15 protein-coding genes are annotated in these 16,751 nt (G+C 34.6%); 2 read left to right on the forward strand and 13 right to left on the reverse strand.

All coding sequences use genetic code 11. From position 1 onward, the window contains the following. Window positions 1-49 precede the first annotated feature (49 nt). Genes MUN42_RS08175 through MUN42_RS08185 form a run of 3 tightly spaced genes read right to left on the reverse strand, consistent with a single transcriptional unit; the run spans window position 50 to window position 4,132 of the window. Window positions 50-1,915: an ABC transporter ATP-binding protein gene (locus MUN42_RS08175; protein WP_243344240.1), complete on the reverse strand. Its 1,866-nt coding sequence runs from the start codon at window positions 1,913-1,915 to the stop codon at window positions 50-52. After that, on the reverse strand, window positions 1,908-3,671 hold the full coding sequence (locus tag MUN42_RS08180) for an ABC transporter ATP-binding protein (RefSeq protein ID WP_243344241.1): 1,764 nt from the start codon (window positions 3,669-3,671) through the stop codon (window positions 1,908-1,910). The genes MUN42_RS08175 and MUN42_RS08180 overlap by 8 nt, the downstream gene beginning before the upstream one ends. Continuing rightward, window positions 3,671-4,132, reverse strand: a complete 462-nt coding sequence (locus MUN42_RS08185; protein WP_243344242.1) for a MarR family winged helix-turn-helix transcriptional regulator — start codon at window positions 4,130-4,132, stop codon at window positions 3,671-3,673. The genes MUN42_RS08180 and MUN42_RS08185 overlap by 1 nt, the downstream gene beginning before the upstream one ends. A gap of 686 nt (window positions 4,133-4,818) precedes the next feature. Here MUN42_RS08185 and MUN42_RS08190 point away from each other — a divergent pair. Together MUN42_RS08190 and MUN42_RS08195 are read left to right on the forward strand one after the other, a co-directional pair. Beyond that, window positions 4,819-5,724, forward strand: coding sequence for an AAA family ATPase (locus tag MUN42_RS08190; protein WP_243344243.1), 906 nt, complete (start codon window positions 4,819-4,821; stop codon window positions 5,722-5,724). Next, window positions 5,717-7,444: a hypothetical protein gene (locus MUN42_RS08195; RefSeq protein WP_243344244.1), complete on the forward strand. Its 1,728-nt coding sequence runs from the start codon at window positions 5,717-5,719 to the stop codon at window positions 7,442-7,444. Before MUN42_RS08190 ends, MUN42_RS08195 begins: the two co-directional genes overlap by 8 nt. Window positions 7,445-7,562: 118 nt before the next feature. On the opposite strand, the gene MUN42_RS08200 is transcribed toward MUN42_RS08195, so the two are convergent. The 10 genes from MUN42_RS08200 to lacA form a co-directional block, all read right to left on the reverse strand. After that, a complete protein-coding gene (locus MUN42_RS08200; RefSeq protein ID WP_243344245.1) occupies window positions 7,563-8,429 on the reverse strand; it encodes a DegV family protein in 867 nt (288 codons plus the stop codon). A 212-nt stretch (window positions 8,430-8,641) separates the two neighbouring features. Continuing rightward, window positions 8,642-9,232, reverse strand: a complete 591-nt coding sequence (gene wrbA / locus MUN42_RS08205) for an NAD(P)H:quinone oxidoreductase (protein WP_243344246.1) — start codon at window positions 9,230-9,232, stop codon at window positions 8,642-8,644. Window positions 9,233-9,526: 294 nt separating this feature from the next. Continuing rightward, complete coding sequence (murJ, locus tag MUN42_RS08210; protein ID WP_243344247.1) at window positions 9,527-11,047, reverse strand: murein biosynthesis integral membrane protein MurJ; 1,521 nt, start codon at window positions 11,045-11,047, stop codon at window positions 9,527-9,529. A 95-nt stretch (window positions 11,048-11,142) separates the two neighbouring features. Next, window positions 11,143-12,672: a 4Fe-4S dicluster domain-containing protein gene (locus tag MUN42_RS08215; RefSeq protein WP_243344248.1), complete on the reverse strand. Its 1,530-nt coding sequence runs from the start codon at window positions 12,670-12,672 to the stop codon at window positions 11,143-11,145. After that, window positions 12,669-12,974 (reverse strand): hypothetical protein, encoded by a 306-nt coding sequence (locus MUN42_RS08220; RefSeq protein WP_243344250.1) that lies wholly within the window; start codon window positions 12,972-12,974, stop codon window positions 12,669-12,671. Before MUN42_RS08220 ends, MUN42_RS08215 begins: the two co-directional genes overlap by 4 nt. Window positions 12,975-13,178: 204 nt before the next feature. Then, window positions 13,179-14,582 (reverse strand): PTS transporter subunit IIC, encoded by a 1,404-nt coding sequence (locus tag MUN42_RS08225; RefSeq protein WP_243344252.1) that lies wholly within the window; start codon window positions 14,580-14,582, stop codon window positions 13,179-13,181. Window positions 14,583-14,605: 23 nt separating this feature from the next. Continuing rightward, window positions 14,606-14,911, reverse strand: coding sequence for a PTS fructose transporter subunit IIB (locus MUN42_RS08230; RefSeq protein WP_243344254.1), 306 nt, complete (start codon window positions 14,909-14,911; stop codon window positions 14,606-14,608). Window positions 14,912-14,922: 11 nt separating this feature from the next. Continuing rightward, window positions 14,923-15,396: a PTS sugar transporter subunit IIA gene (locus tag MUN42_RS08235; RefSeq protein ID WP_243344256.1), complete on the reverse strand. Its 474-nt coding sequence runs from the start codon at window positions 15,394-15,396 to the stop codon at window positions 14,923-14,925. 8 nt (window positions 15,397-15,404) lie between these two features. Further along, the gene (lacB, locus tag MUN42_RS08240; protein WP_243344257.1) at window positions 15,405-15,935 is read right to left on the reverse strand and encodes a galactose-6-phosphate isomerase subunit LacB; all 531 of its coding nucleotides are present in this window, start codon (window positions 15,933-15,935) and stop codon (window positions 15,405-15,407) included. Between the two features lie 9 nt (window positions 15,936-15,944). Then, window positions 15,945-16,397 carry a galactose-6-phosphate isomerase subunit LacA gene (lacA, locus tag MUN42_RS08245; protein WP_243344259.1) on the reverse strand — a complete coding sequence of 151 codons (453 nt, stop codon included), beginning with the start codon at window positions 16,395-16,397 and terminating at the stop codon, window positions 15,945-15,947. Window positions 16,398-16,751 lie beyond the last annotated feature (354 nt).

Consider the following 16,751-nt stretch of genomic DNA (forward strand, 5'->3'; position numbering starts at 1 on the left):
TTAACAGTTACCTATATATAATACTACATAGGTAAGCTGTTGTCAAATATTAATCAAGTTCTAGTCTACCAGTGTAGAGTTGCCAGTAGGTTCCCCTTTCTTTCATAAGGTCCTCGTGGCTGCCTCTTTCGATTATTCTTCCATCTTCCATTACCATGATGACATCTGAGTTTTGGATGGTTGATAGCCTGTGGGCTATAACTATAGAAGTTGCACCTGACATTAAATTATCCATAGCTTCTGTTACTTGGATTTCTGTACTTGTATCTATAGAGCTGGTAGCTTCATCCAGGATAAGCATAGGTGGTTCTGCTATGGCTGCTCTTGATATAGATATAAGTTGGTTTTGGCCATCTGATAAAGATGAACCATCTCCATGTATATTTGTATCATAGCCTTTAGGTAGTCTTTTTATAAAAGCATTTGCACCAGATAGTCTAGCTGCTGATTTTATTTCTTCATCACTTGATCTAAGCTTTCCATACCTTATATTGCCTGAGATAGTATCTGTAAATAAGTTTACATCTTGTAAGACCATACCGAAGGCTTTCCTTAAAGCATCCTTTTTTATATCTCTTATGTCTATACCATCAAGTTCTATTGACCCATTATCAATATCATAAAACCTAGTTATAACATTGGTTATTGTGGTCTTACCTGCCCCGGTTGATCCAACAAAGGCAATTTTTTCTCCTGGATCTACATAGAAGGATATGTCTTTTAGGATTTGGTTGTTGCCATCGTAGGAGAAGTCTACATTTTTAAATTCAATCTTTCCTTCCAAAAGCTTATAGTGAACATCGGATCCATCTTTCCACATCCAAGCATACCTACCGGTTATATCCTTGCAAGATTTTATATCACCATCTTTGCTAACTCTAACGTTAGCAAGGTCGATTATTCCATCATCTCCTTCAGCTTCCATATCCATTACTTCAAAGATCCTATCTGCACCTGCTAGTGCTTGGAAAACTAAGTTAGCTTGTTGGGATATGTTAGAAATCGGGTTTTGTATTTGTCTTATATTTGATAAAAACGCAGCCAAAACTCCTACACTTATATTGTTATTTAAGGTTAGATATACTCCCAAAACAGTTATTAGAGCATAGATAATATTAACTGAGTTGACCAAAAAAGGCATTATCTTTCCAGCATTTATTTGAGCCTTAGCTATAGCTCTTCTAAGTTTTTGTGACTTATCTTCAAATTCTTCATTTACATATCTTTCCCTAGAAAATACCTTGACTACCTTTTGACCCGATAAGATTTCTTCGTCAAAACCATGAAGCTTAGATATATCCTCTTGAGCTTGACCGAAAAATTTACCTGTTTTTAAGGTTATCCTTGATATTACAGGGATCATTACAAATAATCCCACTAATAAAAGCAAAGTTAAGTTAAAGTCTAGCCTAAACATAACTAAAAGTGTTCCAAAAAATGTAAGCAAGGCTCTTATTATGGTAGGAACTGTGTTGGCTAGAGTTTGAGATAGTACATCTGTATCATTAGTAAATCTTGACATAATCTCACCATGTTGGTTAGAGTCAAAAAAGTCTATAGGTAGGGATTGGATCTTAGCAAAAAGTTCGTTTCTTATATTCCTTATTGATCTTTCTCCAACTCTTACCATAAGTCTTGAGTAAATCATAGCTGTAACTGATGATATAAAATAGATAAAGGCCATCTGAATTACTGCACTTCTTAGACCGTTTACATCTGATTTTAAAATGTAATTATCTATAATAGGTTGAAGCATATTTACTCCCATAATTTGTGTAGCTGTAGATACTATTACCCCCACTATTATAACAAACATTTGCCACTTATAGGTAAAAAGGTAACCAAGGAGTCTTGATAGAGATTTAAAGGATACAGTTCTTCTGTATTTTCTTTCTTGCATTTGAAATTTACTCATTTAGATTATCTCCTTTTTGTTGAATATCGTAAGTTTGCCTGTATACTTCATTTCTTTGATAAAGCTCATCGTGAGTCCCAATATCAGCTATCTTCCCTTCCTCCATTACTATAATCCTATCTACATATTTAAAAGATGAAACTCTTTGTGATATGATTATCTTAGTTAGTTGGTCAGAATACTTATTTATCCCATCTATAATAGCAGTTTCTGTCTTTGTATCTACCGCTGAAGTTGAGTTATCTAAGATTAAAATCTTTGGTTTTTTAAGTAAAGACCTAGCTATGGTTAGTCTCTGTCTTTGACCTCCAGATACTCCACTACCACCTTGACCTAAAACTGACTCATAGCCATCATATCTTTGGCTAACAAAGTCATCTGCTTGGGAAATCTTTGATGCAAGTCTTATCTCTTCATCACTAGCATTTTCGTCACCCCAACGTAAGTTTTCTGCTATAGTCCCTGAAAATAGGGTGTTTTTTTGAAGAACTATAGAAACACTATCTCTTAAAACTTGTAAGTCATAATCTTTTACATCATGGCCGCCTACCTTAAGGCTTCCCTTGCTTATATCATAAAGTCTAGGTATAAGTTGGACTAAAGTTGACTTAGATGAGCCTGTTGCCCCTAAAATTCCTATAGATTCACCACTTTTTATATGGAGATTTATATCTTCTAGTTGGTAATCTTTAGAATCTTTCTCATATTTAAAAGAAACATTCTCAAAGTCGATTGATCCATCATCAAGGGTCAAACCTTCTACCTTATCTTTATTATCAAGGCTAGGCTGTCTAGTTAATACTTCAACTACACGGGTAACTCCTGGAGATGCTGACATAAAAGTTGTAAGAACCATATTTAAAGCAATGAAAGCTCCAAGTAGCATAATCGCATACATATTAAAAGAAATTAAATCTCCTACCCCAAGTCTCCCCTCGATAATTTCTATTCCTCCAAAATATGTTAGAGAAACGAATGTTATAAATAAGATTGTTTGAGATATAGGAAAGATATAAGCCATTGGTCCTTGTGACCCATCAGCTAAGTTAAACATCTCTTCGTTTTGCTTACCAAACTTATCTAGTTCGTATCTTTTTCTAACAAAAGCCTTGATAACTCTAATATTTCTTAGGTTTTCTTCTATAACAAGATTTAATTTATCATATTGGCTACGAGCTTTTCTAAATTTTGGGATAGTATAGGTTGTAATAGCCATAAGAATTGCAAATAAGATTGGTACTCCGACTAAAAATATCAAAGATAATTTTGCTGATGCTCTAAAAGCTAATACAAAAGAAAAACCTGCCATAACTATTGTCTTTATTACAAATCTTGTTGAAAAAAATGTAGATTGGGCTAGCATTTGCATATCTGATGTTAATCTGGTCATAAGAGATGGTACACCAAAATATTCTAAGTCTTCAAAAGCAAAAGTTTGAATCTTTCTAAATTCTGCTTCCCTAGTGTTAGCTGCTATACCACTACCTGTAAGACCTGCGTTTTTAGTAGCTTGTGTACCAAAATACATAGTTATTAATGCTATAAAGACCATAATTATACCATATTTTATAGCAGCAGCTAAATCTTTACCATGGACTGCGGTATTTAAAGTAAGGCCCATAAGGGTTGGAATTAAAAGTTCCATAATTGTCTCTAAAGTTGTAAATATCCTCGACTTTAATCTTGTTTTTTTGTATTCTCCAAGATAGCCTTTTAAGTAAGAAAAGGCCTTATAAAAATCTCTTATTGCTTGCATTAATTTTCCTCCTTTTTATATTCCATATAAGCATGATCTTTTATAATAGCATCTGTAAGTATAGTCAATGATTGTATAATTTGGTCTATGTTTTCTTTGCCAATATCCTCAAAAATTCTCTGGTTAGATTCGTTTATTGGCTTTAAAATTTTTCTCCTATGCTCTTTACCTTTTGAAGTTAAGATTAAGATTTTTTTTCTCTTATCTACCTTACTAGGTACAAGCTTTATATACTCTTTTTCTTTTAAATTCATAATAGAATTATTTATTGTAGTCTTTGGAGCTTTGAACTTGTTACAAAGATTTTTTTGAGTTACTTCTTCATCCATAAAGCCTATATTTATAAGAATAAAGGTCTCTAGATCGTTTAAAGCATAATATCTAAGTCGTTTTTTTACTAGACGATTAGCCTTATACAAGGCATTGAACAATCTATGCATCATAGAAAGATCATCATTCATCATAGCCTCCTCATATTTTTTGTCTTTATTAATATAGTTCCATTTGGGACTTTGTCAAGGACATTAGAAATTTTTCTTTGGCAAAATTCTTTATTTATTGTTAAGTAGACTTCCTTTTACCTTTCCTATATTCTAGGTCATAAATATTTTCTCCCAAGCAAAAAGACGAAGAACAAATACTCCTCGCCTTTTTCTTTATTTCAATAATTTGTTAGAATATTATATCACAAAAACTATTTTTATATATCAAAGATCCTGCCTATTTATATATTTAATTTGTAAGATAGATAATCGTATATTCAATTACACTAATCAAAAAACCAATTATTTTACCTAAACATTTCTTTTTTGTTTCATTTGATGATAGGAGGGCGTCAAAAAAAATTACAAATCCTATAGAAGCAAATATATACCATAGTTAGACTTTATAAAATTAAAAATATCTACCATAATCATTCCCCTTATAGCAAAACATAAATTTTTTGCTTTTTGCTTCTTCTACTATAAATATACCCAAAAGCTTATTTACATTAATTTTATATTATCCCTCCAGAAATCCTTTGTCTATTCTAATATTTACTTAGCTTCCCTAATCTTTATTTTTCTACACCAATATATTAATTCGATGGGACTCACTCAAGTGAAAAAAATTATTTATACTTGTATAATAGCAGATGAGGTGAAACATGATAGATTATTTAAGAGAAGAAAATATAGATGAAAATTTGATAAGACAAGTAAAAGTCTACAGGAAAAAGAATAAGGCTTACGAAAATAGAAGAATTAGAAAGCCCCAATATAAATTTTATGGAAAGGAAGTCTTGGAAGAGGCCCTAGCCGCCCTCCTTGCTGGGAAAAATCTCCTTCTTACAGGAGCCAAAGCCACAGGAAAAAACGTCCTAGCAGAAAATCTCGCCTATATTTTTAATAGGCCAGTATATAATGTATCCATGCACGTAAATACTGACGCAGCAAGCCTAGTAGGTGCTGATACCTTTAAGGATGGAGAGGTTGTATTTAGGAAGGGACCCATCTACAAGGCAGCAGAAGAGGGTGGCTTTGCTATCCTTGATGAGATAAATATGGCAAAGAATGAGGCGATTTCTGTCCTCCATGCAAGTCTTGACTATAGGAAGATAATCGATCTTGCTGGCTATGACCAAATTGAAATTGACCCCAACACTCGCTTTATAGGAACTATGAACTACGGCTATATAGGAACAAGGGAGCTAAATGAGGCTTTGGCATCAAGGTTTATGATAATCCATGTACCAAGTATCACTTATGAAAACCTTGATAAGCTCCTAAGGGATACCTTCCCTAGGCTCAAGCAAAAGTATAGGAAGGCCTTTATAGACCTCTTTGAAAGCTTGAGACTAAAGAGCGAGAATAACGAAATATCATCAAGGTCTGTCGACCTAAGGGGCTTAATTGGTGCCATCGAGACCATGGAGATTGGTCTAAGTCCCTACAAGGCCCTCCAAATTGGTTTAGTAAATAAGTCCTTTGATGATTTTGAGAGAGAACTCATCCTTGATACCCTAAGATCGAAATTTCCAGAAGATATAGAAGAGAGTATATTCGATGAATGACGATAAGTGGCAAAAGATTCGTGAATATAATGTGATATGGGACTTTGCTCATAACTACAAGTTTTTGCCCCAAAAGTCCTTCCCTATGGACCAAAAATACCTAAATATAGTCTATGGGGCTGCCAAAAATATATTCGATTTTTCCCTAATCTCATCCTTCTTATCCTATATCAAAAAAGACAATACCTTTTATGATGATTTCAAGTTTATGACAGAACTTCTCATCTACCACCTTGCCTACCTTAACATAAGAGATGAGAACCTAGTTATAGACTCCGAGAGGATATCCTATGCCAAGAAGGTTAGGGCCAAGTATGAGCTAAGGGATCCACAAAATATAAGGGACCAGTTTGAGAAGGCCTACTATGGAAAAATCTTGGGATATCCCATTGTCGAAGGGGGATTATTTTTAACAATCTACAAGGCACTCTTTGCCATAGATACTAGGGATACATCCAACCTCATAGAGAAGCTAAATGAATTTTTTGAAAGGCACTTTGCCTTTGAAAGGTCTGCCCAAGATAGGGACAAGTTTGAAAATATGGTCAAGGAGAAGAAAGCAAAAAACTTTGACCAGGTCGATACTGAGGAAGAAGAGCTTTCAGAAAACTTTATAGAAGAGCAATTTGGTATAGGCTCTGCTGAGTTTTCGGGCAATATTTACTTTGAAGAAAAGAAGCTTGATAAGGAGAGAAACCTCATTTTTCTTAATAAGGGCGATGAAACCTACCACGAATCAGCTGAATTTATTGAGGACTTCTATGGCCTATCAGTTTTAAATAAGGATAGGGTCAAAGCTATTGAAAATAAGGTAGCCAAGGGCATCCACTCAGGCAAGAAGCTCTACTTCACTAGGGGCGAATACACAACCAAGGCCAACGCCCTCTTTTATAAGAAAAACCGCAAGAAACTCGCTGATGAAACCAAGGACTATATAGAAGGCAATAGTGCCATCAACAACAGGTCAATTAATGAGCTATCCATGACTATAAAAAATTCCCTAGCCAACTTCTATGACTTTGAAGAAAGCTACAAGTCCTTTGGGATAATTGACTCTACCAAGGCTTGGAGGGCGGGGACTCTAAATGACTACAAGGTCTTTAAGTACCAAGAAAATAAGGAAGTAAACAAGTTTAAAATCGACCTCCTCCTTGACGGGTCAGCCAGCCAAATAAAGAGAGCCAAGCTTGTAGCCAACCAAGCCTATATAATAGAAAAGGCCATGGATAAACTAAATATCCCTATTAGAGTTATCTCCTACTCCACCCTTAGGGACTATACAGTCTTTAACCTCTACAGGGACTACGAAGAAAAGGAAAACAACGAAAAGATTTACAACTTTATGGCATCTGGATCCAATAGGGACGGACTCGCCTACAAGGCCATCCACCAAATAATCGACTCCAAAGATCCTACCACCAAAAATATCCTTATAATCCTATCCGATGGCAAGCCAAACGACCTTAGGTCAAATATAAACACTGTCAAGCTCTACGACAAGGACCAATATGTAGACGAGAACGCTGTCGAAGACACCGGCAAAGAAGTAAGAAACCTTAGAGAAGATAACATAACAACCCTCGGAGTCTTTACTGGAGAAGATGAAGACGTCCCAAAGGCCAAGCTAATCTATGGGGCTGATTTTTGTAGGATAACTTCCATCGAAAACTTCTCCAAGATTGTATCAATCTTTCTAAAAAATCAAATATTTAAGGCCTAGAAATTTGCCTCTTTCCTCCACCTGCATAGCGGGTGGTTTTTGTTTTGCTCTTTCAATCGATCTACTCCACAAATTTACCAATAAAAAGCTCTAGAGCAAATACTTACCTGGAGGAAATTTATTCTAGGGGAAAGACTGAGCAAAGCAGCGCACCATCTCCCGTATGGACTCCTATAACAGGAGTAATTTCTAGTTCTAGATACAAACCAGCCCCTTCTACTTCATCCTTGAGGGCTTCTTTCATAATATCGACCTTATCCAAGTCTCCAGCCCCACCTATAACTAGGATATACCTATCGTAACTTTTACAAAGATCTTTTATAATCTTAGTAAGCTCTTGGTAGGCTTTTTTCTTGCCAGTAGTTTTCTTAACCAGATGGAAGGCTCCCTCCTCGATTTTTAGCACTGGTGAAAATGAGATTAGATTTGCAAACCTTGCTATAGACTTAGGAAGCCTACCTCCTCTGGCTAGGGCAAATAAATCCTTGGCTACCCCATATATATTTTGATATTTTAGGTTAGCTAGACTTTTTTCATAGATCTCATCCAAGCTATCGCCTGCTTCAGCATAGGTGGCTGCCATTAGTACAGGATAGATTGCAGCAATAGTTAAATTCCTTGTATCTATAAGCTTGATATTACAATCATGGTGAGATGATATAAAATCTCTAGCAGCGAGAGTCATCATCTGATGCATCCCTGAAAATTCCTTACCTATAGTAAAAACCAAAAAGTCCCTATAGCCTTCCTTATAATTATCTTCAAACAACCTTAGTCCTGAGCCTATGGATGGGACAGATGTGCTTACCCTTCCCTCACTCTGTCTAAACTTTTCAAAAAATTCTACGCTAGTTAATTCATATAGGTCTATGTAAGATTCATCTTCAAAACTTATATTGAAGGGGATAATTGATACATTATATTGCTTAGCCATAGCTAGGTCGACATTGCACCCAGAATCAGCTATTATCTTTACCTTGTTCATAAGTCCTCCATTTATTATGTATATTTATAAGTTTTTTCTTATACTCTACAATCAACTTATATAATACTCCAATTTATTTCAATTCCCAATTCCTTTTATAAAATTTAACTAGCAAAAGTTTTTTTATCATTCAAAATCTTTAGTTAGTATAATAGGAATATATAATTTAGGCAAAGAAAAAGCCTGGAAATCCAGGCTAGTGTTTTTATTGATTAATTGCTAGCCACATCCAATAATCTCTTTGTTTGGTGGATTATAGCATTTTCTACATCATTTTCTATTATATCATCGTTGTCTTTTTGAGTAGCTGATACTCCATAAGGATTACCACCTTGAGCATATATTGAATCATCAGTAAATCCTGTTGGTACTATGATTGAACCCCAGTGCATTGCTGATGTATAAATCGTCTTGATGGTTGATTCTTGTCCACCATTTGCATTTTGAGATGAGGAGAAGGCTGTTACATATTTATTAACTAGTTGGCCCTTTGACCAAACTGCACCTAGTGAATCAATGAAGTTTTTCATTTGACTAGCTATGTTGCCAAATCTAGTAGGTGATGATATTATAATTGCATCTGCCCATACTAAATCTTCTGGAGTAGCTATTTCAATATCTTTTTCTGCTTCGATTTTTTTAGCCCATGGAGAATCTGCTGTTACATTTGATGTATCTCTTAGTTCTTTTACCCTTCTAAGTCTAACCTCTGCACCATATTCTTGAGCTGTTTTTGCTGCAAGTTTTGCCATTTTTAAGTTTACGCCTGTTTGGCTATAATACACAATTGTTAATTTACTCATTTTATAACTCCTTTGAATGTTTACTAATCATTTTTCTCTTACATTATTATATATACCCAAATTTAATTTTATAAACATTCGTAAATAATAACTTTGATCTCGCTAAAGAAATAGAGCTATGTTTAGCTTCTGCTACAAAAAAGGCTGTTACATTATAAATAAATCGTACCGATATCGTTAGAAGAAGAACTTCGACAATTTGGCATCTATGAAAGATCATACTTGATATCAAATTGTCTAAGCTAGCCTTCTAACAATGAGGCGATATTATTTAAAGTTTTAAACCCCACTAATTTATATCTTAAACTTGTGGTAAATTTCATTAACCAAACTCATAACTTCTGGTATCCTTGCAAATAATATCAAAGTTCCATAAACCACAGCAGCTATAAAAATAGATGCAAAGAGACTTATTAATTGACCAATTCTAGAATTTAAGAAGTTAAATGTTCCTACTGCGACAAGGCCCATAATAACTGTGATTATGCTTATCTTTATTATAGATATAGCCGATGATTTGAAGTTAAATGCTCCAAATTTCTTCCTAAAGCTTATTAGCATAAGGACAGAACCTATAGCTGATGATGTAACTGTTGCTACGGCTAGACCGTATAGGCCAAAGAACCTTGTTAGGATAAGGTTACATAGGATATTTATCCCTTGTTGGATAATGACTACTACAACTGGGGTCTTGCTATCTCCTACTGCATAGAAGCCCCTGTCTATGACATCTATCATGGATTGGAAGATATTATTTGGTGCATAGGTCGCTATAAGGGCCGCCACAATCATAGTATCTTCTCGGCTAAAAGCATTTCTCTCGAAGACTACTGATACTATAGGTCTTGCTAAGACTGCCATACCTACGCTCGCTGGTATTACTAGGAGCATGGTAGATACTGCTGATGATGAGATGGTCTTTTTCATAGATTTTATCTTCCCAGCTGCACCAAGTTCTGCAATCCTTGGGAATAGCGCAGTTGTTACAGATACTGTGATAATTCCTGTAATCATTGTGAGCATGGTCTTTGAATAAAATAGCTTGCTTACTGATGCCTTGCCAAAGAAGGCTGATGCCATGGAGTTATCGATTATAATTGATATCTCTCCTGCTGCTGATGATATAATAACAGGGATAGCTATTGCCATAAGGATTCTAACATACTTGTTATTTATATCGATTATTTTTTTGTGTTTGTAGCCTCGTTTCTTGGCTGCTCTTGGAAAGAAGGCGTATTGGAGGAGATTACCAAGCAAGGCTCCTATGATAAGGAGGTAAGGATTCTTGGTAATTCCTGTAAGGATGGTAAAGGCTATTACAAAGATGTTCATTATAATACCAGTAATGGCTGGATCTAGGAAGTTGCCCTTTAGGTTTAGATAACCCCTAAATACTGAAGAATATAGGTAGCCAAATACAGCAAACATCATAATTCTAGTATAATTAGTTGCAAGGTCTAGGTAGGCCCCATCTAGGTCAGGAGATAGGATCTTGGAAAAAGGTCTTGCAAAGACTAGCCCTATTATTACAGCTATAGTTCCAAAAACCATTAGGATATTTACAATGTTTGAAGTAAAAACCTCAGCCTCCTCATCCCCTTCTTCGTTCTTGATCTTATTATATATAGGTATAAAACCTGATGCAATTCCCACTGCTACGAAGTTTGCCATTACAACAGGCATGGTATTTGATGTAGTATAAATTGATTTTAGATCGCCAGCCCCTATAAATGATGCCATAACAGCTTCTCTAACAAATCCAAAGATTTTAGATAGGATTGTAAGAAGCATTAGCATGATAGTAGTTTGTCCCATAATTACCTCTCTTAATTTACTTATATTATTATATCAATTTAATCAATAAAGGTAAACAAAAAAGGGGAAGTAAATTCCCCTTGTCTTAACACTTTTTAATTTTTTACTAGGACGCTATCATCTGGCTTGTCTTCTTCTGGAATATGGTCATTATCATATGGTGATTCATAGATTGACTCACTAGAGAAGACCTTTAGTGCCTTGGATGATTTTCTCTCATCAACTACAGTACCAGGGCCACCGACACATCCACCTACACAGGCCATTCCCTCGATTAGCTTACCATCTACCTTACCAAGCTTAGCAAGTCTAGCTAGTTTGTAACACTCTTCGAGGCCCTCTGCCTTTTCCATAGATACTTCTAGGTCTGGTCTTATCTCGTGTATCCTCTTCTTAACAGCTTCGGCTACTCCACCGCTTACCCCATAATACCTACCGGTCTTTGAGGCATCCATCATCTTCTCATCTACTTCGATTTCTGATGGTTCTATTTCCTTAGCAAGGAACATTCCGAGTAGCTCCTCGTAAGTTATAACAAAGTCGATTACTTCAGCTACTTCTTCTTCAAGGGCTTCAAGCTTCTTTGATATACAAGGTCCTATAAAGACAACCTCACAGTTTGGATCCCTCTTTTTCATTTGCTTACCTGAATAGATCATAGGGGTGGATGATTCAGAAATCTTGTCATTTATCTCTGGGAAATTCTTCCTAACCATAGACTTCCAAGAAAAACAACAAGAAGTTCCCATAAATGGAATCTTGCCCCCAGGTACTTGATCAACAAACTCGTGGGCTTCATTTAGGGTAGTAAGGTCAGCGCCAAGGCCTACCTCGATTACATCATCAAAGCCTAGCATCTTTATAGCTTCCTTGATTTGTTCTGGTGAAACATGAGGACCAAATTGACCTACAAAGGAAGGAGCTATGATAGCATATACTTTCTTGTCAGATTGGAGGGATTTAATTAATTGATAAATCTCAGACTTATCAGAAATAGCTCCAAATGGGCAAGTAATAATGCATTTGCCACAGGATACACACTTATCCTCAAGTATCTTAGCACGGCCTAGTTCATCTGATACAATCGCCTTTACTCCACATGAGTCTGCGCATGGTCTCTTTTGGTGGTTAATAGCATGGTAAGGGCAGGCACTTACGCACTTGCCACACTTGATACACTTATCTTGATCAATGATTGCCCCCTTGGCTGTATAAGTTATGGCGTTTTTAGGGCATACATTTACGCAAGGATGTCCTATGCAAGCATGACATTGATCTGTAACTGTTACTTTATTTTCTGGGCAGGCTTCACAGGCAATCTTGATAACTGATACTAGAGGTGGATTGTAGATTCTCTTGTCATAATCCATAGCATCAAGGCCACTAGTTACAGCATCGGTATCAGCTGCACTTCTGGCATCAAGGCCTATACACATCCTGAGTCTCTCACCCATTACTGCTCTTTCCCTAAAAATATTTTCCCTATACCTAGCTTCTTCTCCAGGAAGGATATTAAAAACTTCTAAGGCTATGTCTGTTATTGGCCTATTTTCGAAGGCTATCTTGGCAACAGCTTCGAAGGCCATTCTTCTAATATTTAATATATCTATGTAAGATTCTTTCATTTACTTATACCTTTTAAATTCTCCCATTCTACACTCAATATCTCATACATCTTTTCCATCAAGACTTCTGGTGTTGCCTTGGTTATGTAGGTATCATCAATTTTAACTAGAGGAGATTTCTTCTCATAGTCCTCAACTTCTTTTTTTATGTTTTTGTATTCGATTTCGATTTGTGGGGGATTGTCAAACCCTTCTACTTCATAAGCATATTCTACATCTGTCTTAACAACATTGGCGCTGTCAAATAGGTACTCGTTACCGTGGGCAGTGCACCTAGCACAAGAACAAATAATTACCTTCATATGATCCTCCATATCTTTTCTTTGATTGTATCAAATATAACGGTTTATTTCAATATTAATAATATTCTACTAATAGAATTAGTTTTCTAATTATTATATTTTCGCTATTTTCTTATAAGATCTTATAATTAAAAAGGTGTTGCCTTATAGAATAACTATCAACAACACCTAAGTATTATATTTATAATTAATAAAGAATATTAGTTACTTAGCTTCCTTATACTCCATATTTCTTTTTTGCATTTGTTTTTTATACCAAATAAATAATAAAAGATAAATGGCTAAAACAGCAATTGCAATTATAATCATTTTACCACCTTGACTATTAGCTAAACCAACAAAGTATGCTACGAACTTTTCAACAGGTCCCTCAAGAGTTGAGTGAGTAATCAATGCTGAACTAGCTAGTCCTGCAGGGAAAGCATCTACTGCTTTTGCTGCTTCTGTTGCGTATGGAGCTATTAAAGTACCTGACCATAAGAAAATAGGCAACATAAAGACTCCTATAATAACCATTCTAATGATTTTTCCTCTTGTAACAACAAGAAGTGCTGGAGTAAGACCCATAGCTATGATTCCACCCAAAGGTAAGACTTTATTTCCTGGTAAGAATAATGCCATAACTAGCATAATTGGAGCTAATATATTAGCTGCTGCCCACATTTCTGATCTACCAGCAATGAATGGCCAATCAAGACCTATATTTATTTTACGACCGCCAAGTCTTTTATTTGCGAAATCTGCTATTCCTTGTGATAATGGCTCTACTGATTCAATAAACCATTGACCTATTACTGAGAATAACTCCAAGCAAGTAGCTGCTATAAATGATAGCTTAAATGTATCCATCAAAGGCATTCCTGCTAATAATCCAATGAAAATTCCTAAATATACACCTATGGCAAATTTAGATCCCCAAAATCCTATTTTTGAATTTAGTTTAGCTGCATCAAAATCGAACTTATCAAGAAATGGAAACAACTTATCGATTATCTTATCGAATACCATAACTATTGGGTTCATCATATAGTTCATATGAGTTGTAGTCATTGGGTTTTCATCTGGTGCATCTAGCAAATCATTAAAGGTTGGTTTCATTAAATCTGAATTTATAATCTTTAGTACTCCTATAAATATAACAAGTAATGTAGCTACAAATATATTCGCACCCATATAAATCGCAAATAGACCAGTAACTGCTAAATGCCAAATATCAAAGATATCGACATCCATTGTATCAGTTTTCTTTAATAAAAGCATTACTATATTAACAATAATCATTACTAATAAAAAATATAGGGTATAAGGCGAACCCCAAGTTATAGTTGCTAGTGGTGCCCAACCTACATCAGTAATACTTAATTCTATTCCAGTTCTCTCAACAAATAATTGAAGGGCACTAGAAAAATTGCCTGTCAAAATATCCATTACTGCACCAATTGCAGTAATAGCTATAGCAAGTTTAATTCCACCTTCTAATGCCTTAGAAAATTTAACTCCTACAATTAATGCAACTACTGTAAGAACTATCAACATTAAAACAGCAGGAATCATATAATCCATAAAATCACCAAATAATTTATTGGCAAAATCTATAATAGATTGCATTTTTTCTCCTTATTAATAAATATTTATTTTAGATTTTTTTCCTTTATAATTCTTTCAACTTCATCATATACTGGCTTTGCCATTGATGGAATTCTATAAAGGATTGCACCTGCATCAACAGATGGCACATCTGTTTCAAATCCCAAATCAGTTTTTGAAATCCTTGCAAAAATATCGTATTGACTAAGCTTTTCTTTTGTGATATCCTTGATCATTATAGCATCACACTTAACATTGTATCCACGGTTTTTCATTTCTTCTTCTAGAGCTTTCTTAATTTGATGAGATGAATTAACACCTGCTCCACAAGCTGCCAACATTTTTATCATAATATTACCTCCTATTTATTAAAATATTTCTCTATGAAATTATAAATATAATCACTGTCAGTTGAATCAAACATTGCTTGAATATCATCAGTTTGAGTTACAAAGTCCATGATACTGGATAAAATATTAGTTTGATCACCACCATTATTATTTAGAATAATAAAAGCGAAATCAACTTCTATTTTTCGATCTGGATCAATCATATTAGCAAATTCTAATTTGTTGATTAGTTTTACAGGAATAATTTTTGTAACATTGACTGTTGATGGTTCAGTATGCGGAATAGCTATATTAGATAAATTTTCATTTACTACCGACATATCTAATCCAGTAGGATAATTATTTTCTCTTTCTACTATCATTTCGTAAAAATTATCTTTTACTAAATCTTTATCTCTTAATATATCATAAATTTCTTTGAATAATTCATCTTTACTTTCAGCATTAGAAACGAATACCAAATCTTTATTAAATAAATCTGTCATTTGTACCCCTAATCGTGATATTCTCCTCGATCCCGTTTTTCTATGAATTCTTTAAAGAACTCTGTATTGTTTACTTGACCGTCTTTATCATCACTATACTTTTTTTCGATAGACATAAGTTTTTCAATCATTTTCTCCTTCTCTGGACTTGATTTATAGTCTGTATCTATAAAAGTATCTATAATTTCAAAGGCAAGGTCTCTTCCTACTATCATGCCACCAAAGGCTATAACATTGGCATTTAGTTCGCTCTTTGCATAGCGAGCAGTTGCACAATCTCTTACTAAGGCACATCTTGTTCCATAGGCTTTGTTTACCGCAGTGGATATTCCTACTCCTGTTCCACAAAGAACTACTCCTAAGTCGCACTCTCCACTTGCTACAAGCTCGCCTACTTTTTTACCAAATATAGGATAGTGGGTTCTTGTATTGTCATATGTTCCAACATCGACTACTTCAAAACCTCTTGCCTTTAAGTGATCGCTTACTTCCATTTTTAAACTTGTAACTATATGGTCACAACCTAATGCTATCTTCATTGCTTCCTCCTACATCATCTTGTTAAGCATATCTATTCTGATTTGGTGACGTCCTCCATCATATCCATGACTTAGGAAACTTCTAAGACATGACTTAGCAAGTTCTTCACCAACGATACCACTGCCCATAACCAAAATTCTAGCTCCGTTGTGTCTCTTGGTCATAAGAGCACTTCTCTCATCAGTTACTTCAGCTGCAACCATGCCCTTATGTTTGCTACAAGCCATATAAGATCCTGCACCATACTTGTCTATAACGACTCCTACACTTGCATCATCAGAACCAGTAGTCAAAACTCCGTCTACTTCCAAAAGTTTCTCACAAACAGCCTTAGAAGAATCGACAAAATCAAAACCTTCCTCTGTTAAATCCTCATAATCATAAGCTAAATTCTTTAGTTCTTCTATTAATGCATCTTTTAAACTAAGACCATCCATATCTGAAGAAATATAAACCTTCATAAGCCCTCCTTGTTTGCATTTGTTCGTTTATTAATTATTTTGTTTGTCAATTCTATATTATAATAATTAAACATAAAAGTCAAGACCATAAACTATACAATAATTCAATGTAAGTATATAATTTATTTCTATATAAATTTTCAGCATTATTTAATAACGTTTTGATAAAGTCGATATTTTTGTAGATAAATATATTGCCTAAGATAGCACCAATGTTTTAATGATAAAACCAAATTATGAATCACCAACTAATATAATTACATTGCTAATTACATATTACAAATAATTAGTAACTAATGAGAAATTAAATATTGTACTTGATAAGTTTTAATATATATTTTGTATTAAATCAAT

The organism is Anaerococcus sp. AGMB09787, assembly GCF_022808955.1.
In the GTDB taxonomy this organism is placed as follows: Bacteria; Bacillota; Clostridia; order Tissierellales; family Peptoniphilaceae; genus Anaerococcus.

Bases quoted from the DNA above. Each gene is read 5' to 3' on its own strand.
- MUN42_RS08175 (WP_243344240.1), bottom strand. From the start codon at position 1,915: ATGAGTAAATTTCAAATGCAAGAAAGAAAATACAGAAGAACTGTATCC.
- MUN42_RS08180 (WP_243344241.1), bottom strand. From the start codon at position 3,671: ATGCAAGCAATAAGAGATTTTTATAAGGCCTTTTCTTACTTAAAAGGC.
- MUN42_RS08185 (WP_243344242.1), bottom strand. From the start codon at position 4,132: ATGAATGATGATCTTTCTATGATGCATAGATTGTTCAATGCCTTGTAT.
- MUN42_RS08190 (WP_243344243.1), top strand. From the start codon at position 4,819: ATGATAGATTATTTAAGAGAAGAAAATATAGATGAAAATTTGATAAGA.
- MUN42_RS08195 (WP_243344244.1), top strand. From the start codon at position 5,717: ATGAATGACGATAAGTGGCAAAAGATTCGTGAATATAATGTGATATGG.
- MUN42_RS08200 (WP_243344245.1), bottom strand. From the start codon at position 8,429: ATGAACAAGGTAAAGATAATAGCTGATTCTGGGTGCAATGTCGACCTA.
- wrbA (WP_243344246.1), bottom strand. From the start codon at position 9,232: ATGAGTAAATTAACAATTGTGTATTATAGCCAAACAGGCGTAAACTTA.
- murJ (WP_243344247.1), bottom strand. From the start codon at position 11,047: ATGGGACAAACTACTATCATGCTAATGCTTCTTACAATCCTATCTAAA.
- MUN42_RS08215 (WP_243344248.1), bottom strand. From the start codon at position 12,672: ATGAAAGAATCTTACATAGATATATTAAATATTAGAAGAATGGCCTTC.
- MUN42_RS08220 (WP_243344250.1), bottom strand. From the start codon at position 12,974: ATGAAGGTAATTATTTGTTCTTGTGCTAGGTGCACTGCCCACGGTAAC.
- MUN42_RS08225 (WP_243344252.1), bottom strand. From the start codon at position 14,582: ATGCAATCTATTATAGATTTTGCCAATAAATTATTTGGTGATTTTATG.
- MUN42_RS08230 (WP_243344254.1), bottom strand. From the start codon at position 14,911: ATGATAAAAATGTTGGCAGCTTGTGGAGCAGGTGTTAATTCATCTCAT.
- MUN42_RS08235 (WP_243344256.1), bottom strand. From the start codon at position 15,396: ATGACAGATTTATTTAATAAAGATTTGGTATTCGTTTCTAATGCTGAA.
- lacB (WP_243344257.1), bottom strand. From the start codon at position 15,935: ATGAAGATAGCATTAGGTTGTGACCATATAGTTACAAGTTTAAAAATG.
- lacA (WP_243344259.1), bottom strand. From the start codon at position 16,397: ATGAAGGTTTATATTTCTTCAGATATGGATGGTCTTAGTTTAAAAGAT.